This is a genomic window from Mesorhizobium sp. M1027 (assembly GCF_040318745.1).
Taxonomy (GTDB): Bacteria; Pseudomonadota; Alphaproteobacteria; order Rhizobiales; family Rhizobiaceae; genus Mesorhizobium.
Window position 1 is genome coordinate 244,745 of sequence record NZ_JAMYMW010000009.1, and the last position, 20,058, is coordinate 264,802.

At 63.7% G+C, this 20,058-nt stretch carries 16 protein-coding genes; 13 read left to right on the forward strand and 3 right to left on the reverse strand.

Annotated features, from left to right (window positions below; genetic code table 11):
- Positions 1–32 precede the first annotated feature (32 nt).
- Positions 33–1,316, reverse strand: coding sequence for an NAD(P)/FAD-dependent oxidoreductase (locus tag NKH50_RS19325; protein ID WP_352880468.1), 1,284 nt, complete (start codon positions 1,314–1,316; stop codon positions 33–35).
- 226 nt (positions 1,317–1,542) lie between these two features.
- On the opposite strand from NKH50_RS19325, the gene NKH50_RS19330 reads away from it, so the two are divergent.
- The 6 genes from NKH50_RS19330 (at position 1,543) to NKH50_RS19355 (ending at position 7,726) form a co-directional block, all read left to right on the forward strand.
- On the forward strand, positions 1,543–2,700 hold the full coding sequence (locus NKH50_RS19330) for a fumarylacetoacetate hydrolase family protein (RefSeq protein ID WP_352880470.1): 1,158 nt from the start codon (positions 1,543–1,545) through the stop codon (positions 2,698–2,700).
- 77 nt (positions 2,701–2,777) lie between these two features.
- A complete protein-coding gene (locus NKH50_RS19335; protein WP_254820394.1) occupies positions 2,778–3,572 on the forward strand; it encodes an SDR family oxidoreductase in 795 nt (264 codons plus the stop codon).
- Between the two features lie 251 nt (positions 3,573–3,823).
- Entirely contained in the window at positions 3,824–4,756 is a 933-nt protein-coding gene (locus tag NKH50_RS19340; protein WP_352701679.1) for a sugar ABC transporter substrate-binding protein, read from the forward strand.
- Positions 4,757–4,860: 104 nt separating this feature from the next.
- Positions 4,861–5,847: an ABC transporter permease gene (locus NKH50_RS19345; protein WP_352880472.1), complete on the forward strand. Its 987-nt coding sequence runs from the start codon at positions 4,861–4,863 to the stop codon at positions 5,845–5,847.
- Positions 5,848–5,851: 4 nt separating this feature from the next.
- A complete protein-coding gene (locus tag NKH50_RS19350; protein ID WP_352701681.1) occupies positions 5,852–6,646 on the forward strand; it encodes an ATP-binding cassette domain-containing protein in 795 nt (264 codons plus the stop codon).
- 57 nt (positions 6,647–6,703) lie between these two features.
- Complete coding sequence (locus NKH50_RS19355; RefSeq protein WP_352701682.1) at positions 6,704–7,726, forward strand: LacI family DNA-binding transcriptional regulator; 1,023 nt, start codon at positions 6,704–6,706, stop codon at positions 7,724–7,726.
- Between the two features lie 535 nt (positions 7,727–8,261).
- Here the strand turns inward: NKH50_RS19355 and NKH50_RS19360 are convergent.
- Positions 8,262–8,843: a TetR/AcrR family transcriptional regulator gene (locus NKH50_RS19360; RefSeq protein ID WP_031211029.1), complete on the reverse strand. Its 582-nt coding sequence runs from the start codon at positions 8,841–8,843 to the stop codon at positions 8,262–8,264.
- A gap of 251 nt (positions 8,844–9,094) precedes the next feature.
- On the opposite strand from NKH50_RS19360, the gene NKH50_RS19365 reads away from it, so the two are divergent.
- The 7 genes from NKH50_RS19365 to NKH50_RS19395 all read left to right on the forward strand — a co-directional run bounded on the left by NKH50_RS19365 (position 9,095) and on the right by NKH50_RS19395 (position 18,940).
- Positions 9,095–9,370, forward strand: coding sequence for a hypothetical protein (locus NKH50_RS19365; RefSeq protein WP_352476600.1), 276 nt, complete (start codon positions 9,095–9,097; stop codon positions 9,368–9,370).
- Entirely contained in the window at positions 9,364–12,543 is a 3,180-nt protein-coding gene (locus tag NKH50_RS19370) for an efflux RND transporter permease subunit (protein ID WP_352701685.1), read from the forward strand. Before NKH50_RS19365 ends, NKH50_RS19370 begins: the two co-directional genes overlap by 7 nt.
- A 16-nt stretch (positions 12,544–12,559) precedes the next feature.
- Positions 12,560–13,714 carry an efflux RND transporter periplasmic adaptor subunit gene (locus NKH50_RS19375; RefSeq protein WP_352880475.1) on the forward strand — a complete coding sequence of 385 codons (1,155 nt, stop codon included), beginning with the start codon at positions 12,560–12,562 and terminating at the stop codon, positions 13,712–13,714.
- Between the two features lie 282 nt (positions 13,715–13,996).
- A complete protein-coding gene (locus tag NKH50_RS19380; RefSeq protein ID WP_352880477.1) occupies positions 13,997–14,728 on the forward strand; it encodes a GntR family transcriptional regulator in 732 nt (243 codons plus the stop codon).
- Positions 14,729–14,784: 56 nt separating this feature from the next.
- Entirely contained in the window at positions 14,785–15,891 is a 1,107-nt protein-coding gene (locus tag NKH50_RS19385) for a mandelate racemase/muconate lactonizing enzyme family protein (protein WP_352880479.1), read from the forward strand.
- A gap of 212 nt (positions 15,892–16,103) precedes the next feature.
- Positions 16,104–17,426 carry an NAD(P)H-dependent oxidoreductase gene (locus NKH50_RS19390; RefSeq protein ID WP_352880481.1) on the forward strand — a complete coding sequence of 441 codons (1,323 nt, stop codon included), beginning with the start codon at positions 16,104–16,106 and terminating at the stop codon, positions 17,424–17,426.
- Positions 17,427–17,446: 20 nt separating this feature from the next.
- Positions 17,447–18,940 carry a xylulokinase gene (locus NKH50_RS19395; protein ID WP_352880483.1) on the forward strand — a complete coding sequence of 498 codons (1,494 nt, stop codon included), beginning with the start codon at positions 17,447–17,449 and terminating at the stop codon, positions 18,938–18,940.
- On the opposite strand, the gene NKH50_RS19400 is transcribed toward NKH50_RS19395, so the two are convergent.
- Positions 18,937–19,899 carry a sugar-binding transcriptional regulator gene (locus NKH50_RS19400; protein ID WP_031211026.1) on the reverse strand — a complete coding sequence of 321 codons (963 nt, stop codon included), beginning with the start codon at positions 19,897–19,899 and terminating at the stop codon, positions 18,937–18,939. The genes NKH50_RS19395 and NKH50_RS19400 overlap by 4 nt on opposite strands.
- Between the last annotated feature and the right edge of the window lie 159 nt (positions 19,900–20,058).

Consider the following 20,058-nt stretch of genomic DNA (forward strand, 5'->3'; position numbering starts at 1 on the left):
CTGTCAAGCTGTTTCACGTTTGGGAATGAACGTCAGCGTTCGAAGGCGTCCAGCATCCGGTACCAGGCGATGGTCGCGGCAACGCCGACCTGCCGAAAGGCGTGAAACGGAATCGGCCGGATCGGCGAGATCGGGAACGGCAATTGCCTGGTGTCGCCGCTCGACAGATAGGAGGCGATGCGCTCGCCAAGCGCCGTCATCAGGCCAACGCCGCGGCCCTGGCAGCCAACCACCGCCAGCAGACCCTTCTCTGGCTCGTGGATATGCGGGAGATGGTCCGGCGTCATTGCCACCCGGCCGAACCAGCGCTTTTCAATTGCCACGTCGGACAGCGCCGGGTAGAGCCGCAGCAGCGCGCGTTCCAGATGCGCCCAGTCGGCCGGGCCGTTCGGCAAGGCCATGCGGCCGCGTCCGCCGAGCACCAGCCGACCATCGGCACTCTTGCGGTAATAGACGAGGATGCGGCGCGAATCCGAAACCGCTTGCCCCTCCGGCAGGATCGCCGCCGCGAGATTGGACGATAGCGGCGCTGTCGCGATCTGAAAGGAATGCAGCGGGACGATCGTCTCGGCGAGGCCGGGAAGCAGGCCGCCGGTATAGGCGTTGGTCGCCAGAACGACCGCCCTGGCCTTGAGTTCGGCGCCGCTTTCCGTGGCAACGTGCCAATTGCCGGCATTCTTGCTGATCTGCATCACGTTCTGGCGCTCGGCGATCTTCACGCTTGCCGCTGCAGCGACGCGCGCCAGCTCCGACGTGTAGGCGAGCGGATCGATGACGCCGGCACGGCGATCGAGCCAGCCGCCGAGATAGCCTTGCGCGCCGGTCATCGTCGCGATCTCCGTCCCGCTCAGCAACCGGACATCGGCGCCCCGCGCCCGCCACTGCCGATCCCGGTTCGCCGCCGCTTTCAGCGCGGTCTCGGTGTGTGCGGCCTGGATCCAGCCATTACGGACGAACGGCACCGCCAGTCTTTCGTCGCGGATCATTTCGAAAACGGCGTCCGCCGTCGAGGCGGCAAAGTTGACGAGCGCCTCACCGCGTTCGAGACCAAAATGCTCCAGCAGCCAGTCCGGATCGTATTTCAGGCCAGGAATAACCTGACCGCCGTTCAGACCGGACGCGCCATTGCCAATTTCGCCGGCCTCCAGCACCTGGACCGCAAGGCCGAGCCGGGCAGCGTGCAAGGCCGTCGACAGCCCCAGGATGCCGCCGCCGACGATGACGACATCGACGCGTCGGCCGGCTGGACAAAGCGACTGGAACGCGGTGGCTGTCCGCGGCCTTTGCCAGATCGGATCGGAAAACCGTAAGGACAAGGGTCACCTGGGCTGCGCTTTTCAGTGAAAATCCTAATGACGATTTCATGGATTTGACAGCCTGTTTTCGGCTCGCCATTGGCGCAGGGCGAAATCGATTACGATCCAGCAGCGCAAGACGACCTTAACAGATTGACAAAGCTGGCCTTCGAAACGGGATAGACCTTTGCCGGGAATTTGTTGAAAGTGCCGCGGCCGAAGGACAAGACAACAGGAAATACAAGCCATGACGAACGCCACACATTTGCCCGCCGAAGGCCTCTTCGTGGGCCGCGCCCGGGCGAGCGATGCTTCCCATCCGCTGGTGGTCACGGTGCGTGACGGCACGGTCTTCGACATCACGTCAAATGTGGCACCGACCGTACGCGACGTTTGCGAATTGCCGGATCCGGCAGGACACGTCCGCTCGGCAAAGGGGCGGCCGATCGGCCCGCTCGACGCCATTGCGGCCAACAGTTTCGAGACAGCGCGCGATCCGGGGAAACCGTACCTGCTGTCCCCCGTCGACCTGCAGGCGATCAAGGCGTCTGGCGTCACCTTTGTCGTCAGCCTGCTCGAACGGGTGATCGAGGAGCAGGCGCGCGGTTCAGCCGACAAGGCCGACGCCATTCGCGCCGACATCGCCGGGCTGATCGGCCACGATCTGTCGAAGCTCAAGCCCGGCTCGCCGGAAGCGATGGAGATCAAGGCCAAGCTGATTGCGCGCGGCGCCTGGTCGCAATATCTGGAAGTCGGCATAGGCCCCGATGCCGAGATCTTCACCAAATGCCAGCCGATGGCCTCGGTCGGCTTCGGCGCCGATGTCGGCCTGCATCCGGTTTCGACATGGAACAATCCGGAGCCGGAGATCGCCATGATCGCCGCGAGCAGCGGCAGGATCGTCGGGGCGACGATCGGCAACGACATCAATCTGCGCGACGTCGAGGGGCGCTCGGCGCTGCTGCTCGGCAAAGCCAAGGACAACAACGCTTCGGCAGCACTTGGCCCCTTTATCCGGCTGTTCGATGAGACATTTTCCATCGGCGACGTGAAGCAGGCGATCGTACGGTTGAAAGTCGAAGGCGAGGATGGATTCTCGCTGGAAGGCGCCAGTTCGATGGCCGAGATCAGCCGCTCGCCAGAAGAGTTGGTCGCCGCCGCCATGGGGCCACATCACCAATACCCGGACGGGCTGGCGCTCTATCTCGGCACGATGTTCGTGCCGTCGAAGGATCGCGGCGAAACAGGCAAGGGCTTTACCCACAAGGTCGGCGACATCGTCACCATATCGTCGGAGAAGTTCGGTGCCTTGGTCAACCGCGTGCGGCTGTCACCCGACTGCCCACACTGGACCTACGGCGCCAGCCATCTGATGCGTGACCTCGCAAGGGCCGACCTCATCTAGTCCCCCAGCCTAACATCCGATAGATCTAGAATTCTCTGATTGGAAATTACCTGCTCGTCGGCATTCGGGAGAGTCCATTGATCGTCGCTCTTGAGGGCAAGACCCTTGTCGTTACCGGCGGGACGCAAGGGCTTGGCGAGACCATCGCCCGGCTGGCCTCAGCCGGCGGCGGCGAAGGGATCGCCATTGTCGGCCGCAATGCCGAGCGTGGCGCACGCATCGCCGAAGAGCTTTCACGACCAAGCCGGCCCGTCGTCTTCATCCAGGCCGAGCTTGGAGATCCGGCCGCGCCTGCAGCTGTCATGGCGGAAGCGATCAAAAGACTCGGCCGCATCGATTGTCTGGTGAACGCTGCGGCCCTCACCGACCGGGCCTCGCTGGAAACTGGCACAATCGACGACTGGGACAGGTTGTTTTCCGTCAATGCGCGCGCGCCGTTCTTCCTCATGCAAGCGGCCGTAGCCGACATGAAGACACGGCAGGCGGCGGGCGCCATCGTCAACATACTGTCGGTGAATGCGCATTGCGGTGCGCCGGACCTTGCCATCTATTCCGCCACCAAGGGCGCGCTTTCGACGCTGACCAGAAACATTGCCAACGCGCATCTTTCCGATCGCATCCGCGTCAACGGCATCAACATGGGCTGGGTAGCGACGCCGGCCGAACAAGAGATGCAGGCGCGCACGCTGGGCAAGGGCGAAAACTGGGCAAAGATCGCCGCCGCCGGCCTGCCGCTTGGTCGATTGCTGACCATGGACGAAGTCGCCCAGCTAACGCTGTTCCTGCTCAGCGACGCCTCCGGGCTGATGACCGGGACGCTTATCGACCTAGAGCAATCCGTGCTCGGCGCGCCGCCGCGCGGCATTGCGTGACGTCGCAGGGCCGATCGTCGGCCGCCTGGAAAATATCAGCCAAACTGATGCAATCTGATGGGATTGCTGATGGCGTCGTGCATTGCGCCAACGTCCATTGGCGGATGGAGGCTTGCCATCGATCGAAAAAGGGAATGCTCTAATGCGCCCAGGTCGACGCTGGCAAAATGCGACCACCGTTTTGGCCGCGCACGGCCTTTCGCGGTGATCGTCGTCGGAGGAGGAGTTCGGTTCAAATGGGAGGAAATCACATGCTGACGAGGCTAAGACTGATTGTACTTGGCTTGGTAGTGGCGCTGGCCATTCCGGCCGCGGCACAGGCCAAGACGTTCTACTGGATTTCGCATGGCGGCCCGGCCGATCCGGTCTGGACCTACTTCCTTGCCGGGGCCAAGCAATGGGCGGCGGACACCGGCAACACTGTCAACACATCGTTCCACAATGGCGACGTGGCGTCGCAGCAGGAGGCTATTCGCGCCGCGATTTCCGCCAAGGCCGACGGCATCACCACGACCAGCCCTGATCCGGGCAGCCTTGTCGAGATCGTCAAGGAGGCGCGGGCGGCGAACATCCCGATCATCAACTTCAACACGCCCGACCCGAAGGCGGACTTCAATGCCTATGTCGGCGGCGACAACGTCACCTTCGGCAAGCACTGGGCGCAGTATCTGGTCGACAAGGGCCTTGTGAAGAAGGGCGACTTCGTCTGGATGCCGGTCGAGATTCCCGGCGCCACCTATGGCGTCCAGGAAGAGGAAGGCATCAAGAGCGTGTTCGAGCCGCTCGGCATCACCTACGAGATCACCGAAGCGACGCTCGACCAGGCCGAAGTGATTAACCGCATGGTCGATTACCTCACCGCCAACAGGGCCAAGGTCAAGGCGGTTATCGGCCTCGGCGACCTGGTCACCGGTTCGATCAAGCGGGTGTTCGACCAGGTCGGCGTCAAGCCGGGCGAAATCCCGGTCGTCGGCTGGGGCAACTCGCTCGACACCACTCAGGAAGTGCTGAACGGCTACGTCAATGCCGCGCAGTGGCAGGATCCGCAGGCGACCAGCTACGTCGCGCTCTCGCTCGCCAACATGGCGGCAAGCGGTATCCCGCCAGGCTTCGACGTGATCACCGGCGCGCTCTACGAGAAGGACACCGCCGCGGTATACGACAAGATCCTGTCCGGCAAATAGGTCCGCGATCGAGTTGGTCACGGCCGCTTCGGCGGCCGTGACCGTCTCATCATTCCGCCGAACCGCTTGCGGTCTCGGCCAAATCCAATCCTCGCGGGTCCAAGGTGGAAAATCGTTCTCTTATCCAACGCTCGATCGCGCGGCCTGAGTTCGGGCCGTTCGTGCTGCTCGTCATCGAGATCGCCGTGTTCTGGGGCATCAACCACGACTTCCTGTCGCCGCAAAACATCTCGAACACGCTGGCCTTCACGGTCGAACTCGGGCTGATCGCGCTGGCGATGACGCTGTTGATGACATCAGGCGAATTCGACCTCTCGGTCGGCTCGGTGTTCGGCTTCTCGCCGGTCCTGATGTGGACCTTGTCCAACAGCGGCGTCGCCTCGCTCGAAGCCGCCTTCGTCGTTGCGCTGGTGGTCGCTGCCTTCATCGGACTGGTCAATGGCTGGTTCGTGACGCAGCTCAAGATCCCGTCCTTCCTGGTGACGCTTGGCATGCTGCTGGTGGTGCGCGGCACCGCTTTGTTCGTCACCAGCGGGTTTCCGCAGCGGACCTGGAGCGCCGAGGGCAGCTGGCTGGCGGAAGCCCTGGTCGGCGATTTCTTCATCGGGCCGTTCCGTATCTATATGTCGCTGTTCTGGTTCATCGCCGCCGCAATCGCGCTCGGCTACGTGCTGACGCAGAGCCGGACCGGCAACTGGATCCAGGCGGCCGGCGGCAACCCGAGTGCTGCAAGGGCGCGCGGCGTCAATGTCAGCGGCGTCAAGATCGGCCTGTTCATCCTGTCGTCGATCCTGGCCTCGCTCGCCGGCGTCATCTCCTCGCTGCGTACCTCGGCGGCCAACCCCAACAGCGGCACCGGCTACGAGCTCGAAGTCATCGCCATGGTGGTGATCGGCGGCACGGCGCTGACCGGCGGGCGCGGTACAATCATCGGCACGGTGCTCGGTATCCTGATCCTGCGCGTGATGCGCAACGGCATCGTGCTGATCGGTGTGCCGGGCCTTGCCTACAACATCTTCATCGGCGCCATCATCCTCGGCATGATGGCGCTCCACTCATGGCTGGAACGCCGGCATCAGGCAGGGACTTGAGACGATGGTCGAGCCACTGATCCGCATGACGAACATCCGCAAGTCCTATGGGCGCGTGCAGGCGCTGATTGATGCCAATTTCCATGTCAACGAAAGAGAGATCGTCGGACTGCTCGGCGACAACGGCGCCGGCAAGTCGACGCTGATCAAGGTGCTGTCGGGCGCGGTCCCGCTGACCAGCGGCGACATCTTTATCCGTGGCAAGAAGGTGAATTTGCGCAGTACCAGCGACGCCATCGCCCATGGCATCGAGACGATCTACCAGGATTCCGCGTTGGTGACGCAGCTGTCGATCGCCCGTAACCTGTTCCTCGGACGCGAGCCGATCAAGCCGCCGCGTTTCCTCAACCGCATGGACCAGGAGGCGATGAACGTGGTTGCCCGTGACCTGCTCAAGCAGGTCGGCATCTCGAAGAACATCCCGCCGACGACGCCGATCGGCTCACTCTCCGGCGGCGAGCGGCAGGCGGTGGCGATTGCGCGCGCCATGCATTTCGACAGCGACCTTATCATCCTAGACGAGCCGACCAACAATCTCGGCGTCGCCGAAACGCAAGGGGTGCTGAGCTTCGTGCGCAGTGCCCGCGATTCCGGCCATTCCTGCATCTTCATCGCCCACAACATCCATCATGTCTTCCAGGTGGTCGACCGCATCGTCGTCATGCGCCGCGGCAAGGTGGTCGCCGACGATATCGACCCGAAGAAGACCAGCGTCGCCGAAGTCGAGCGCGTCATCACCGGCATGTCGGACAAGGAGATCCGTGACGCGCTGGCCGAGGGCACGCAACGGCCCGGGTGAGCAGCCGGGCCGGGCTTATGGTCGAGGCACTGGATCGCATCGCCACATGGTTGCGACATGAAAGCCACCGTTTCGGATATTGCCAGGAGCTGCGGCCTGTCGACCGCGACGGTCGACCGTGTGCTCAACAACCGGCCGGGGGCGAGTGCCGCCAACCGGCAGCGCGTGATGGAGGCGGCCAAGCAGCTCGGCTATCTGCCGGTCGTCGACCAGGTCGCGTTGCCCTCGCGGCCGGCACATCTCGAATTCTTCCTGCCGATGGGCAGCAATGCCTTCATGGCCGATCTGGCCAGGCACATCGAAGATTATGCGGCGCGCCTGCCGCTGGTCGCCTCCTGCCGCATCCACAAGCTCACCGGCATCTCGCCGAGTGCCTTGCAGATGGCCGTCGAAAACCTCTCTCTCAAGGCGAACGGTGTCGGCGTCATCGCCATCGACCATCCGAGAACGCGCAACATCTTGCGCGAGATCGTCGAGGCCGGCATCCGCCTGGTCACGCTGGTTTCCGACGTTCCCGGCGCGCCGCGCTCAGCTTATGTCGGCATCGACAACAGAGTGGCCGGCCGCACCGCGGCGCTGCTGATGGGACGTTTCCTCGGCGGCCGCCAGGGCCATTTGGCGATGGTGGTCGGATCACGCTCCTATCGCGGCCATGAGGAACGCGAGATGGGCTTTCGCTCCGTGCTCGGCGAGGAGTTCCCCAACCTGGCCGTCACCAGCGCCGTCGAGATCAACGACGAGCCGGAGGTCAGTTATACCGCGACCATGAAGGCGCTGCACAACGAGCCGGAGCTGCTCGGCATCTACTGTATCGGGGCCGGGCGCTCGGGCGTGGCAAAAGCATTGCTCGAAGCCAGGCCGCGGACGAAGCCGGTGTTCATCTGCCATGACCTGACGCGCGAGACGCGCGGCTATCTGGTCGACGATCTGCTCGACGTCGTCATCGACCAGAATGCGCGGCTGATCGCCGAACAGTCGGTCATTCGCCTGCTCGGCTCGATCGCCTCGTCGGCGCCCTATCTAACGCGGAAATTCATCGAGCCGCGCCTGATCTTCAAGGAAAATGTCCCGGTGCAGTGATGTCGTGCGGGGGCGATGGTCGCTCGGGCCTTGATCGTTAAAATTCGGTTGATGCCGCAAATCTGCACATCACCTATGCAACTTTTTTGGTTGCCGAATCATTGGGCAATTGATAGTTTCGCAGGTGTCGGCCATCTACTCCTCCCAGATGCGATGCCGACGCTGAGTGCGGTACACCTCCTCCCGTGCCGTATTCGAAATCGAGCCCGCTGCCACCTCCTCCCGGCAGCGGGCTTTTTTTGTTCCAGCGCCGGGATAGGGGGCGATGCTTGGGGTCGTTACTAGCATCGGACACGGCTGTTGATCCGCAAATCGTTGAGCTTCGCCGCGGCTTGTCGGGCAGAATCCTGTCACACTTGTCACTCTCACCGGTTCGCCAGCGGCCCTATCCTGCCTCACGACCAGCAAACAACGCCGCGCCAGCAATGCTGTTGGGGCAAGGGAGACGCGAGATGGCACATCGCGATGGACGAGACATCACCCGGCGGCACGGCGCGCAATCGAAACGCCGCGGATCGTTTCGCCGCTTGCGAGATTATCTGGCCCTGAAAGAAGTGATCAGGCCTTCCGCCATGCGGACGAACTGCGCGCTCGGGCCCTCGGCGCCGACGCTTTGCAGGCTGACGCGGGCGCCCTCGAGCAGAAGCGACAGCGTATCGGCGAGAAGCTCGGCCTGTCCGATACCCGCATCGCGACACAGCGAGACCAGACGCTCGCGCTGCGCTTCCTTGAGTTCCTTGATCACTTGCCTTGCCGGATGATCGGCCTCGCTCAGCTCGATGGCGGCGTTGGCCATGTCGCAACCGCGGCGATCCGACATCAGGCAATCGGCCGCCATCCGGACCCAGGCGTGCAGCTGCGCCAGCTTGTCGCCCGGATTCTCCGCCTCGAACTTCTCCCACATCGCGTTAGCGCTGCAGGCGGTCGCCCGCAGACATTCGATGATCAGGTCGTCCTTGGACTCGAAATGCCGGTAGAGCGTCATCTTGTTGGTGCCGGCAGCCTCGGTGATGGCATCGATGCCGACGCCGCGAATGCCATGCTTGTGAAACATGTCCCGTGCCGTCTCCAGGATCCTGTCCCGGGGGCGAACACGCTCCACAACACCGTCTGTCATCAAAACCTCCGTGATTGCGTTTCCGAAATTCCCTCGGTGCACCTCTTGACTAGGGTGTTACCGGTCTGTAACGTTAGCGATGTTACTTACCTGTAACACCCGCATTGCATCATGTCAAACTCGCAAGTGCCGGCGATCAGCCCCGCCCCGATCGGCAAGGGCACGAACCACACCTCACGGCCTCGGCCGGCGAGCAAGAGAACACCCGATCCGCGGCTTGCCGCGGATCGCCAAAACCAGGAGCCGCTTCGATGTCGCAGCGCAATGATCTGACGATCGATGAAGTCGTGAGGGATCCGATGATCCGCATGCTGATGAAAGCCGACCGCGTCGACCCGCGGTCTTTCGAGGCGATGCTGCGTGCGCTGGCGGACGAGCAGGCCGAGCGCCGCAATGCGCCGCGTCGTCCCCTGCAAGATTTCGGCTTTCTCGAAGATTCCGGCTCAACGCGCAGCCGGCGGCTGTCCAGGGTGGCCAAGGCCTTCGGCCGGGCCAGAGCATCGGGCGAGGCATGCATCTCATGGTAAACTTCTTCATCCATCGTCCGATCTTTGCGTCGGCGATCGCCATCATCATGGTGCTCGCCGGGGGAATCTCTTATTTTCTTCTGCCGGTCTCGCAATTTCCCGACATCACGCCGCCCCAGGTCGTGGTCAGCGCTCACTACCCGGGCGCCAGCGCGCAGGTCGTCGCCGACACGGTGACGACACCGCTCGAACAGCAGATCAACGGCGTCCAAGGCATGATCTATATGTCGTCGTCGAGCTCCAATGACGGCTCGTCGACGATCACCATCACCTTCGACGTCGGCTACGATCTGAGCACGGCGGCCGTCGACGTCCAGAACCGCGTTTCGCAGGCGGCTTCCTCGCTGCCGGCCATCGTCAATCAGGGCGGCGTGACGATCAAGAAGCAGAACCCGAACTTCGTCCTGATCGTCGACCTCACCTCGCCGGACGGTTCCGTCAATCCGGTCGCGCTGAGCAATCTCGCCTATCTGCAGGTGGTCGATCCGCTGAAGCGCCTGCCCGGCGTCGGCGACGTGCAGATCTTCGGCGAGCGGCGCTATTCGATGCGCATTTGGCTCGACCCCGACAAGCTCGCCAATCTCGGCATTACTGCCGTCGACGTGCAGAACGCCGTCGCCGAGCAGAACGTCCAGGTGGCGGCCGGCAAGATCGGGCAATCACCGGCTCCGGCCGGCACTGCCTTCGAGATGCAGGTCAACGCCGTCGGCAGGCTGAGCGATCCCAAGGAGTTCGGCGACATCGTCGTACGGGCCAATACCGCCAACGGCTCGTTGGTCAGGCTGCGCGACGTTGCCCGCATCGAACTCGGTGCGCTGCAATATTCGTCGTCGGCCTTCTTCGGCAAGGACCCGACGGTGGTGCTCGCGGTCTACCAGATGCCGGGCTCCAACGCGCTCGATCTGCAGCAGCGCGTCAAGGACAAGATGCAGGAGCTGTCGGGCCGTTTCCCGAAGGGCGTCAGCTACGCCATGCATTACGATACGACACGTTTCGTTTCGGCCTCAATGCACGACGTGCTGATCACGCTCGGCGAAGCGCTGGTCCTGGTCGTCGCCGTGGTGTTCATCTTCCTGCAAAGCTGGCGCACCACGATCATCCCGACGATCGCAATTCCGGTGTCGCTGGTAACGACGCTGGCCGTCATGCATATGCTTGGCTTCTCGCTGAACATGCTCAGCCTGCTCGGCATGGTGCTGGCGATCGGCCTCGTCGTCGACGACGCCATCGTCGTCGTCGAGAATGTCGAACGCCAACTTGAGGCCGGCCTCAAACCTCTGGCCGCCACGCGCACGGCGATGGCCGAGGTCACTGGCCCGATCATCGCCACGACCGCCGTGCTGATGGCCGTGTTCGTGCCGGTCGCCTTCATTCCCGGCGTGTCCGGCCGACTCTACAACCAGTTCGCCCTGACCGTGGCGATCTCATTCGGCATCTCGGCCTTCGTCTCGCTGACGCTTACCCCGTCGCTCAGCGCCGCCTTCCTGCGCCACCGGCCGGAAACACAGTTCGTGCTGTTCCGCTGGTTCAACATGGGCTTCGAACGGCTGGCGCATGCCTATGCGAATGGCGTACGCATTCTCATCCGCCTGCGCTGGATCATGCTCGGCGTGTTCGCGGCCGGACTTGTCGCGACCTATTTCGTCTGGCAGCGCCTGCCGTCGACCTTCCTTCCGGTCGAGGACCAGGGCTATTTCTTCGTCGTCATCCAGCTCCCGGACGGGGCCTCGCTGGAACGCACCGATGCGGTGGCGCAAAAGGCGCGCGACATCCTGCAAAACACGCCCGGCGTCGACATCGTCGGCTCGATCAGCGGCTTGAATTTCCTGACCAGTGCCGCGCAGTCGAACTCGGCGGTCGAATTCGCGATCCTGAAGCCATGGGACGAACGCGGCCCCGACCAGAGCGCCTCGAAACTCGTCGCCGACGTGCGCAACAAGCTGCTGCAAATTCCGGAGGCTTTTGCGCTGAGCTTCGACCCGCCGTCGATCCCGGGCATCGGCACCACCGGTGGCTTCGAGTTCCAGGTCGAGGACCTGACCGGCCGCGGCAGCGTGGCGCTCAACGATGCGACGCAAGCCGTGATTGCCGAGGCGCGCAAGCAGCCGGAGCTCAACCCGCAGCAATTGTTCTCGTCGTTCTCGACCTCGACGCCACAGTTCAACTACGATCTCGATCGCGCCAAGGCGAAGCTGCTCGGGCTCAACCTGCCGGACGTCTTCAACACGCTGCAGATCTATCTCGGCTCGCTCTATGTGAACGATTTCAACCTGTTCGGCCGCACCTTCCGGGTGACGATCCAGGCCGACAAGGACTCTCGCGCCGGTCCGGCGGACATATCGCGGCTCTATGTCCGCAATGCGTCGGGTGGCATGGTGCCGTTGAGCACGTTGGGCAAGCTTGTGCCGATCGTCGGCCCCGAGACCGTGCCGCATTACAACAACAATGCGTCGGCGCTGATCAATGGCGGCGCCGCCCCCGGCTTTTCGTCCGGCCAGGCGGTGGCGGCAATGGAGCGTGCCGCTGCCACGGCATTGCCGAGAGATTTCGGCTACGAATGGACCGGCATCACCTATCAGGAGCTCAAGGCAGGATCGATCGCATCCGTCGTCTTCGGCCTTGCAATCGTCTTCGTCTTCCTGATCCTGGCCGCGCAGTATGAGAGCTGGGCGATGCCGTTCATGGTGCTGCTGGCGGTGCCGCTCGCATTGTTCGGTGCGTTCGTCGTGCTGTGGCTGCGCGGCATGCAGATCGACGTTTATTCGCAGATCGGCTTCGTCATGCTGATCGGACTGGCGGCCAAGAACGCGATTCTGATCGTGGAGTTTGCCCGGCGCCGGCGCGAAGAAGGCCTCAGCATCGTCGACGCCGCGATGGAAGCGGCGCGGCTTCGGCTGCGACCGATCCTGATGACCGCCTTCGCCTTCATCCTCGGCGTGCTGCCGCTGATGTTCGCCACAGGTGCGGGTGCCGCAAGCCGGCAGTCGATCGGCACCACCGTCTTTGGCGGCATGGTCGCGGCGACGATCCTGTCGCTGGTGTTCGTGCCGGTCTTCTATGCGGTGATCGAGCAACTGCGCGAGCGCCGCAGCGAGAGCGAACCGGTTTCCGAAGCGACCGAACAACCAACTGCCGAACCCGCCTTCGAGCCCCTGGCCGAAGCGGCTGAATAGGACTGGAGAATTGATCATGCGTAAATGGAAAATCGCGCTGGGAACGGCCGTCGCCCTTGGGGCGATTTCGGTGGCGAGCGTTCACCTGCTCGACATGGGCAGCCTCAGCCTCAACGCCGGCACAGCCGGGGCGGCAACACCCAAGCCGGAAGCCTTCGTCATGCCGGTGCCGGTGGTGAGCGTCGTCAAGAAGACGATCCCGATCTATCTCGACTACGCCGCCCGGGTGGAGCCGATCCGCAGCATCACGCTGCAGGCGCGCGTGCCGGGCTACCTGCAGGAGCAGGTCGCCATCGACGGCAGTGACGTTGCGAAGGGCGACCTTCTCTACAAGATCGCCCCTGAGGATTTCCAGGCTGCCCTCGAGCAGGCGAAGGCGCTTATCCAGCGCGACACGGCAACACTCGACTATGCGCGCTCCAATCTCGGGCGCGGCAGCGAGCTCGCCAAGAGCGGCTATCTCGCCAAGGACGTGTTCGACCACCGCACCAGCACCTTGCGTGAGGCTCAGGCTTCGCTCGCCGTGAACCAGGCCGCCTTGCGGACCGCCGAGCTCAATTTGAGCTATACCGAAATCCGTGCCCCGTTCGCGGGACGCATCGGACGCAGCCAGGCTTCCGTTGGAACGCTGGTCAGCGTTGCCGGCACCGTGCTCAATTCGCTGGTGCAGCTCGATCCGATCTACGTCACCTTCAATCCGAGCGAAACGGACCTGACACAGATCGAGGAAGCCCGGGCCGCAGGACCGATCAGTGTCGATGTCCTGCTTCCCGGTGAAACGGAACCGCGCCAGAGGGGCGATCTTACCTTCATAGACAACACGATCGATCGCTCGACCGGCACGATCACGGCACGGGCGACGATCGGCAACGCCAAGTTCACGCTGCTCCCCGGCCAATATGTCCGCGTCCGGCTGCACGTCAAAGAGCAGCCCGATGCGCTGATGGTACCGCAGACGGCACTCGGCTCAGGCCAGCTCGGCAAATACCTCTATGTCGTCGGCAAGGACAACACGGTCGACCAGCGTGTCGTTTCGCTCGGACCGACCAATGGCGATCAGGTCGCCATCTTGAGCGGCGTGGCCGAAGGCGACCGGGTCATTACCGGCAATCTGCAGAAGATCGGCCCGGGAATGCCGGTCTCGCCGCTGCCCGAGAAACCGGCCACCTGATAACCCCCATCAGGTCCGGTCCCGCGGCGCCCTCGGCTCCCACGCCAAGGGCGCCGCTTTGCTAGGTTCCGTCTTACGCAATTCCTGGGGGAAAGCGCTACATACGCCGGCTTCGAGAAGCCGGCGTGATGTTCAGCGGGGTCGGTTTTTGCGGCCGTGCGGCCTGACGGCCTTGCCTGCGCCGCAAGCCGCCGACCAAGCGGAAGTCAAGAAATCCACGACCCGCCTCTTGTAAGATTGTCGACAATCTGTTTTTCCTTCCGGTTTGCTGGAGCAGCCGGAATGGCAACGCTGGATTTCAGTCCGATCGCCGACACGACAAGACGCGCCGAGATCGTGGCGCTGCTCCGGCGGGCGATCCTGACCGGCCAGTTGGAACCTGGGCAGAAGCTCAACGAACTCAGGATTTCCGAGCAGATGCGGGTGAGCCGCGCGCCGCTGCGCGAGGCGATGCGCGAATTGGTGCAGGAAGGTATCCTGACCAGCATCCCCTACGCCGGAACCTTCGTCATCGACGTTACCGCGAAGGACATCGATGATGCCTATTCGCTCAACAAAGTGCTCGACGAATTCGCCATCGCGCGGACCTGGCCGCTTCGCGACCAGCGCTACTTCGACGAGCTCGACCGACGCCATGCGGCGGTGAAGCAGGCGACGCGCGAACTGGACACGACGCGGCAGATCGAAACGGCGCTGCAACTGCACGGCCTGATCCACGAATGGGCCGACAATTCGGTGCTGCTCGAGACGTGGCAGCGGCTGACCAGCCGGCTGCAGATGTATTTCGCGCTGCACCAGCGGGCGCGCAACGAGCCGGTGCCTGCCGAAGATGCTCACGAGACCTATGTACGGCTGCTCAAGGGCAGCGACATGCGCGCTGCCCAGCGCCACGCCAAGGAGCATATCGATTTCGATTTCGAGGCATTGCTCGCCTATGCGCGCGGGCTGGAGCGACGCCGCCCAAATGACGCTGATCGTGCAAGCCTGACCCGCGGCCGGCCAGAAACCGCGTGACGAGCCCGATAAGCTTGGCGGGCCACCCTTAATACCGCAGACAACGGACAGAAAACGTGCAGATCAAAACCATCAAGGCCTACCATGTCGTGCAGCCCTTCGTTGATGGGCCTTACCGCATGTCCAAGAGGCGCGTCGCCGATGCGTTCGACGCGGTGATCGTCGCCGTCACCACCGATAGCGGGCTCACCGGTTGGGGCGAGATGGCGCCGCTCGGCAACTTCTATTCGCCTGCCTTCGCCGCCGGCACGCGCGCCGGCGTCGTCGAGATCGCGCCGCATCTCATCGGCCATGACCCACGCGGGCTTGCCAGCATCAACAGGCTGATGGACACGGTGTTCAAGGGCCATCCCTACGTCAAGTCGGCGCTCGACATGGCATGCTCGGATCTCGCGGCGCGCGCCGCCGACGTGCCGCTGGTCACCCTGCTCGGTGGGCGCGAAAGCGAGACGGCCGAACTCTACAAGGTCGTCACCCACGGCACCGTCGACGCGATGGCCGCACTCGCCAAGCGCATCGTCAACGACGGCTTTCATCGGCTGCAAGTCAAGGTCGGCGGCAACGTCCATGACGACATCGAACGCGTCACAGCCGTCGCCGCCGCCGTGCCGAAGGGCACCGTCATCTTCTGCGACGCCAATGCCGGCTGGACGCCTTACCAGGCGCGCCAGTTCGCCGATGCGACGCGCAACATCGACTACACGTTCGAGCAGCCCTGCACGACGATCGACGAATGCCTGTCGGTGCGCCGCTCGCTCGACAAGCCGATGGTGCTCGACGAATCCGCCGCCTCGCTTGACGATATGCTCGACATCCATCGCAAAGGCGCCGCCGACGGGCTGACGCTGAAGATCTCACGCCTTGGCGGCGTCACCAAAACGCGCCAGATCCGCGACCTTGCCGTCGACCTCGGCTTCATGATCACGGTCGAGGACACTGGCGGCGCCGAGATCGACACATCGGCCATGGCGCATCTGTCGCTGTCGACGCCGGAGGAGCGCCGGCTGCACGCCATCGCCTTTCACGAATGGGTGACGGTGCGCACCGCATCCAACATGCCGCCGGTTTCGGGAAGCCGTATGGGCATTCCGGATGGGCCGGGCCTCGGCATCGATGTCGTTCCCGGCCTGCTCGGTGCGCCCTTCTTCGAAATCGGCAGCTGAACTGCACAAGGCTGCACCGAATCAACCTGAATATGCCGCGTCCTTCTGACTGCGGAGGCACGGCCGTGTGGATTGACCGCTCATCCAATCGTCATCGCCGATTGCAGAGCGACAATGTCCAATTGCCGGTTGAAATATTTTTCATTTGCAAATAGAAATGTTCAAAACGTTGATTTCGACGCTGCGGCGCGTCAGGAACTGGAGGAAGCGACATGTCCCATCCGCAATTTGCAGCGGAACTTCTGCAGCGCGCTGAACAGCAGGGGCCGATCACTATCGGACTTGCCGGCGCCGGGCAGATGGGCACCGACATCGTCGTCCAGGTCGCGCTGATGCCGGGCATGCGGATCGGCGCCATTTCCGAAGTCAGGCCGCAGGCGGCGATCGACGCGGCGCTGCTCGCTGGCCATGACCATTCCGACATCGTTCAGGCCGGCAATGCCGCGGCGATCGACCGCGCCATCGAGGCGGGCAAGATCGCGGTGACCGAAGATTTGCATGCGCTGGCGGCGGCCGGCCGGATCGACGTCATCATCGACGCAACGGGCAATCCCAATATCGGCACGCTGTTTGCGCTCGAAGTGATGAAGAACGGCAAGCATATCGTCATGCTCAATGTCGAGGCCGACATCACCATCGGCCGCTTCCTGAAGGAGGAGGCACGCAAGGCCGGCGTCGTCTATACCGGTGCCGCCGGCGACGAGCCCGCCTGCACGCTGGAGATCATCGGCTTTGCCAAAAGCCTCGGCTTCAACATCATCGCCGCCGGCAAGGGCAAGAACAATCCGCTGAAGATCGACGCCATGCCAGCCGACTACGAGAAGGAGGCGGCCGAGCGCAACATGAATGCGCGCATGCTGGTCGAATTCGTCGACGGCTCGAAGACGGCGATCGAAATGGTGGCAATCGCCAATGCGACCGGCCTGGTGCCCGATGTGCCGGGCATGCACGGCCCGACCGCAACGCTGGAGGAGCTGGCAAGCGTGCTTTGCCCGCGCGAGCATGGCGGCGTGCTGCACCGCAAGGGCGTTGTCGATTACTCGATCGGCAAGGGCGTGGCGCCCGGCGTGTTCTGCATCATCGAAACCCGGCATCCGCGTGTGCTGGAGCGCATGATCGACCTCAAGGTCGGCCAAGGCCCCTATTTCACGATCTTCCGGCCCTATCATCTGACCAGCCTGGAAGTGCCGCTGTCGGCGGCGCGCGCGGTGGTCTACAAGCGTGCCGACATGGAGCCGCTCGACCATCCGGTCGCCGAGGCGGTGGCGGTTGCCAAGAGCGATCTCGGCGTTGGCCAATCTCTCGGCATGATCGGCGAGAACGACTATCGCGGCTTCGCCATGACCTGGGAGGATGCGCGCGCCCGCGGCGCCCTGCCGCTCGGCCTTGCCGAACGCGCCAAGGTGGTCAAGCCGCTCAAGACCGGCGACTTCCTGACCTATGAAAATTGTGTACCCGACGATTCGATGGTGATAACCCAGATCCGCCGCCGTCTCGACCAGTCAGACGGACGGTTCGCTACCAACGCGGCCTGACCCCGCCGGATCTCCGCCTGATGGAAGATGTCGTAATCGGGATCGACGCCTCGACCACGGCCGTGAAGGCAATTGCCTTCTCGCGCGACGGCGAGGAGCTGTTCCAGGCGCGCGAGCCGTACCCGCTTTCAAATCCGAAGCCCGGTCATTTCGAGCAGGACGCCGAACATTGGTGGACGGCGCTGCTTGGCGCATTGAAGCAGGTCACCGAGGCGGTCGGCGCTGCGCGGGTGGCGGCGATCTGTATCGCCCATCAGCGCGAGACCTTCACGCTGGTGGACAGCGCCGGCAAAGCACTCATCCCGGCGATCCTGTGGCTGGACGAACGCGCCCGTCCGCAGGTTATCAGGCTTTCGGCCGAACTCGGCCGCGAAGCGATCCGCGACTGGAGCGGCAAGCCGCCGGACCCGACGCCGGCACTCTACGCTATCGCTTGGCTTGCCGAGCACCAGCCTGAAGTGCTTCGCCAGGCAGCGGCGCTGGTCGACGTGCACGGATTCTTCGTTCAGCGACTGACCGGGCGATTGGTCACCAGCACCGCAAGTGCGGATCCGCTCGGGCTGCTCGACATTGAGAAAGGCACTTGGCGTCCAGAGCTCGTTGCGGCGGCGGGGCTGCAACTGGAGCAATTGCCCGAGCTGGTCGCGCCGGGCGTGGTCTGCGGCAGTCTTTCCGCAAGCATAGCGCAGCTGACCGACCTGAAGGCCGGCACGCCGGTTGTTGCCGGCGCCGGTGACGGCCAAGCTATGGGCCTCGGCATGGGCGTTTACGGCGAGGGCAAGAGCTATCTCTCGCTCGGCTCCGGCGTGGTCAGTGGCTGCTATTTCGGCAAGGTGAAAACCTCGGACGCCTTTCGAACGCTGGTCTCGCCGACCGGCTCCGGTTTCATGCTGGAGACCGTGCTGCGCTCGGGCATGCAGCTGGTCGACTGGATCGTTCGCACGACCGGTTCGCCATCGGCGGCAGCGCTGGAGAAGGCTGCGCTGGATGTTGCTGCAGGCAGCGACGGCCTGCTCATCATGCCCTATTGGGCCGGCGTCATGAGCCCCTATTGGGACGGTGCGGCGCGCGGCGCCATTGTCGGCCTGTCGCTGGACCACCGGCCGGAGCATCTCTTCCGCGCCGTCCTGGAAGGCATCGCCTTCGAGCAGGCCGTCGCCACCGAGGCCATGGAAGCCCAGGCCGGCGGACCGGCGGCGATGATTGCCGCCGGCGGCGGCACCAATTGCGCGCTGCTCATGCAGATCATGGCAAGCGTGCTCGAGCGGCCGCTCTCGGTCTCGCCGGTCAACGAAGCCGCCGCGCTCGGCGCTGCCATGCTGGCGGCAGCGGCTGTCGGCTGGTTTGCCTCGCCGGAAGCCGCAGCAGAGGTAATGGCTGCCGCTCCCACCAGGCATGTCGATCCGGTCGACGGGCTTGTCGCCGCCTATCGCGACCGCAAGGCAATCTACCGCGACCTCTACCAGGCGACGCGCGATATCCATACCCGCCTCGGCGCTCTCGGCGAAATCTAGCGGTTGAGCAGGCCCTTTGCCGCGTCTTCGTCGGTGATCAGAACCGATACCTTGGTGTTGGCAAGCGCAGCCCGCATCACCGCAACCTTCTCGCTGCCTCCCGACACCAGGATGATGCTCGGGATATCCGACAGATCCTGCAGCGGATAGGCGCAGACGCGGCGGTTGACCTCGTGGTCGACCGGGCGGCCCTCGGCGTCGATGAAATGACACAGAATATCGCCGACGGCACCGGCCGCCTGCAATTCCTCGAGTTCGCTTGGCTTGATGAAGCCATAATTGGCGATCGGGCTGTCGTTGGAAAACGAGCCGACGCTGAGCACGGCGATGTTTGCCCGGCGTGCACGGAAGACGACGTCCTGAACGCTGCGCTGGCTCATGAAGGCGTCGCGCTGCTCCGGCCTGTCGGCATAGACCGGCACCGGCAGCAGGAAGCATTCCGCACCGATCTTTTCGGCGAAATCCCAGGCGCTTTCTGTCGGGTTGAGCGGCTGGGCATGGGTGAGGCCGCCAAGCATCGAAACCACCGTCGTCCTGGCGATGGGCCGCCGCGGCAATTCATTGATGGCGAATTTCAGTGTCCGCCCCCAGCCCAGCGCGATGACATCGCCGGCATTCACATGGTCGGCCAGGTAGGCGGCAGCGGCGTGGCCGATCATCAGCGGCGCATTGCTTCGGTCGGCTGCCGACGGCACGACCACGGCCTGGCTGAGCCCGAACCGCTGTTTCAAGCTTTCCTCCAAAATCACGCATTCGACGACGCTGTCACGGATGCGAAACTGGACGACCCCCTCTTCGCGGGCGGCGGAGAGAATGCGATGCACCTTGATGCGGCCGACGCCGAGAATTTCGGAAATCCGTTCCTGTGTAAGACCCTCGACGTAATAGTGCCAAGCGGCGCGGGCCTTGAGTTCGGCGTCGGGGAAGCGCGAGGCTCTTTCGTTCTCTACGATCGTCATCTGTTTGCCTTGCCGCAGCCGCCGGCTCTGCTCATGAAATTCCAATGCGGCGACTTCGAAATGCCCAAGATTTCGCAGACCTTGCGTAAGGCAAACCGGCGGACAGCGCAAACCCGTCCTCGAATGAAGCGGCAGGCCTTGACAATTTTCCGACGAACA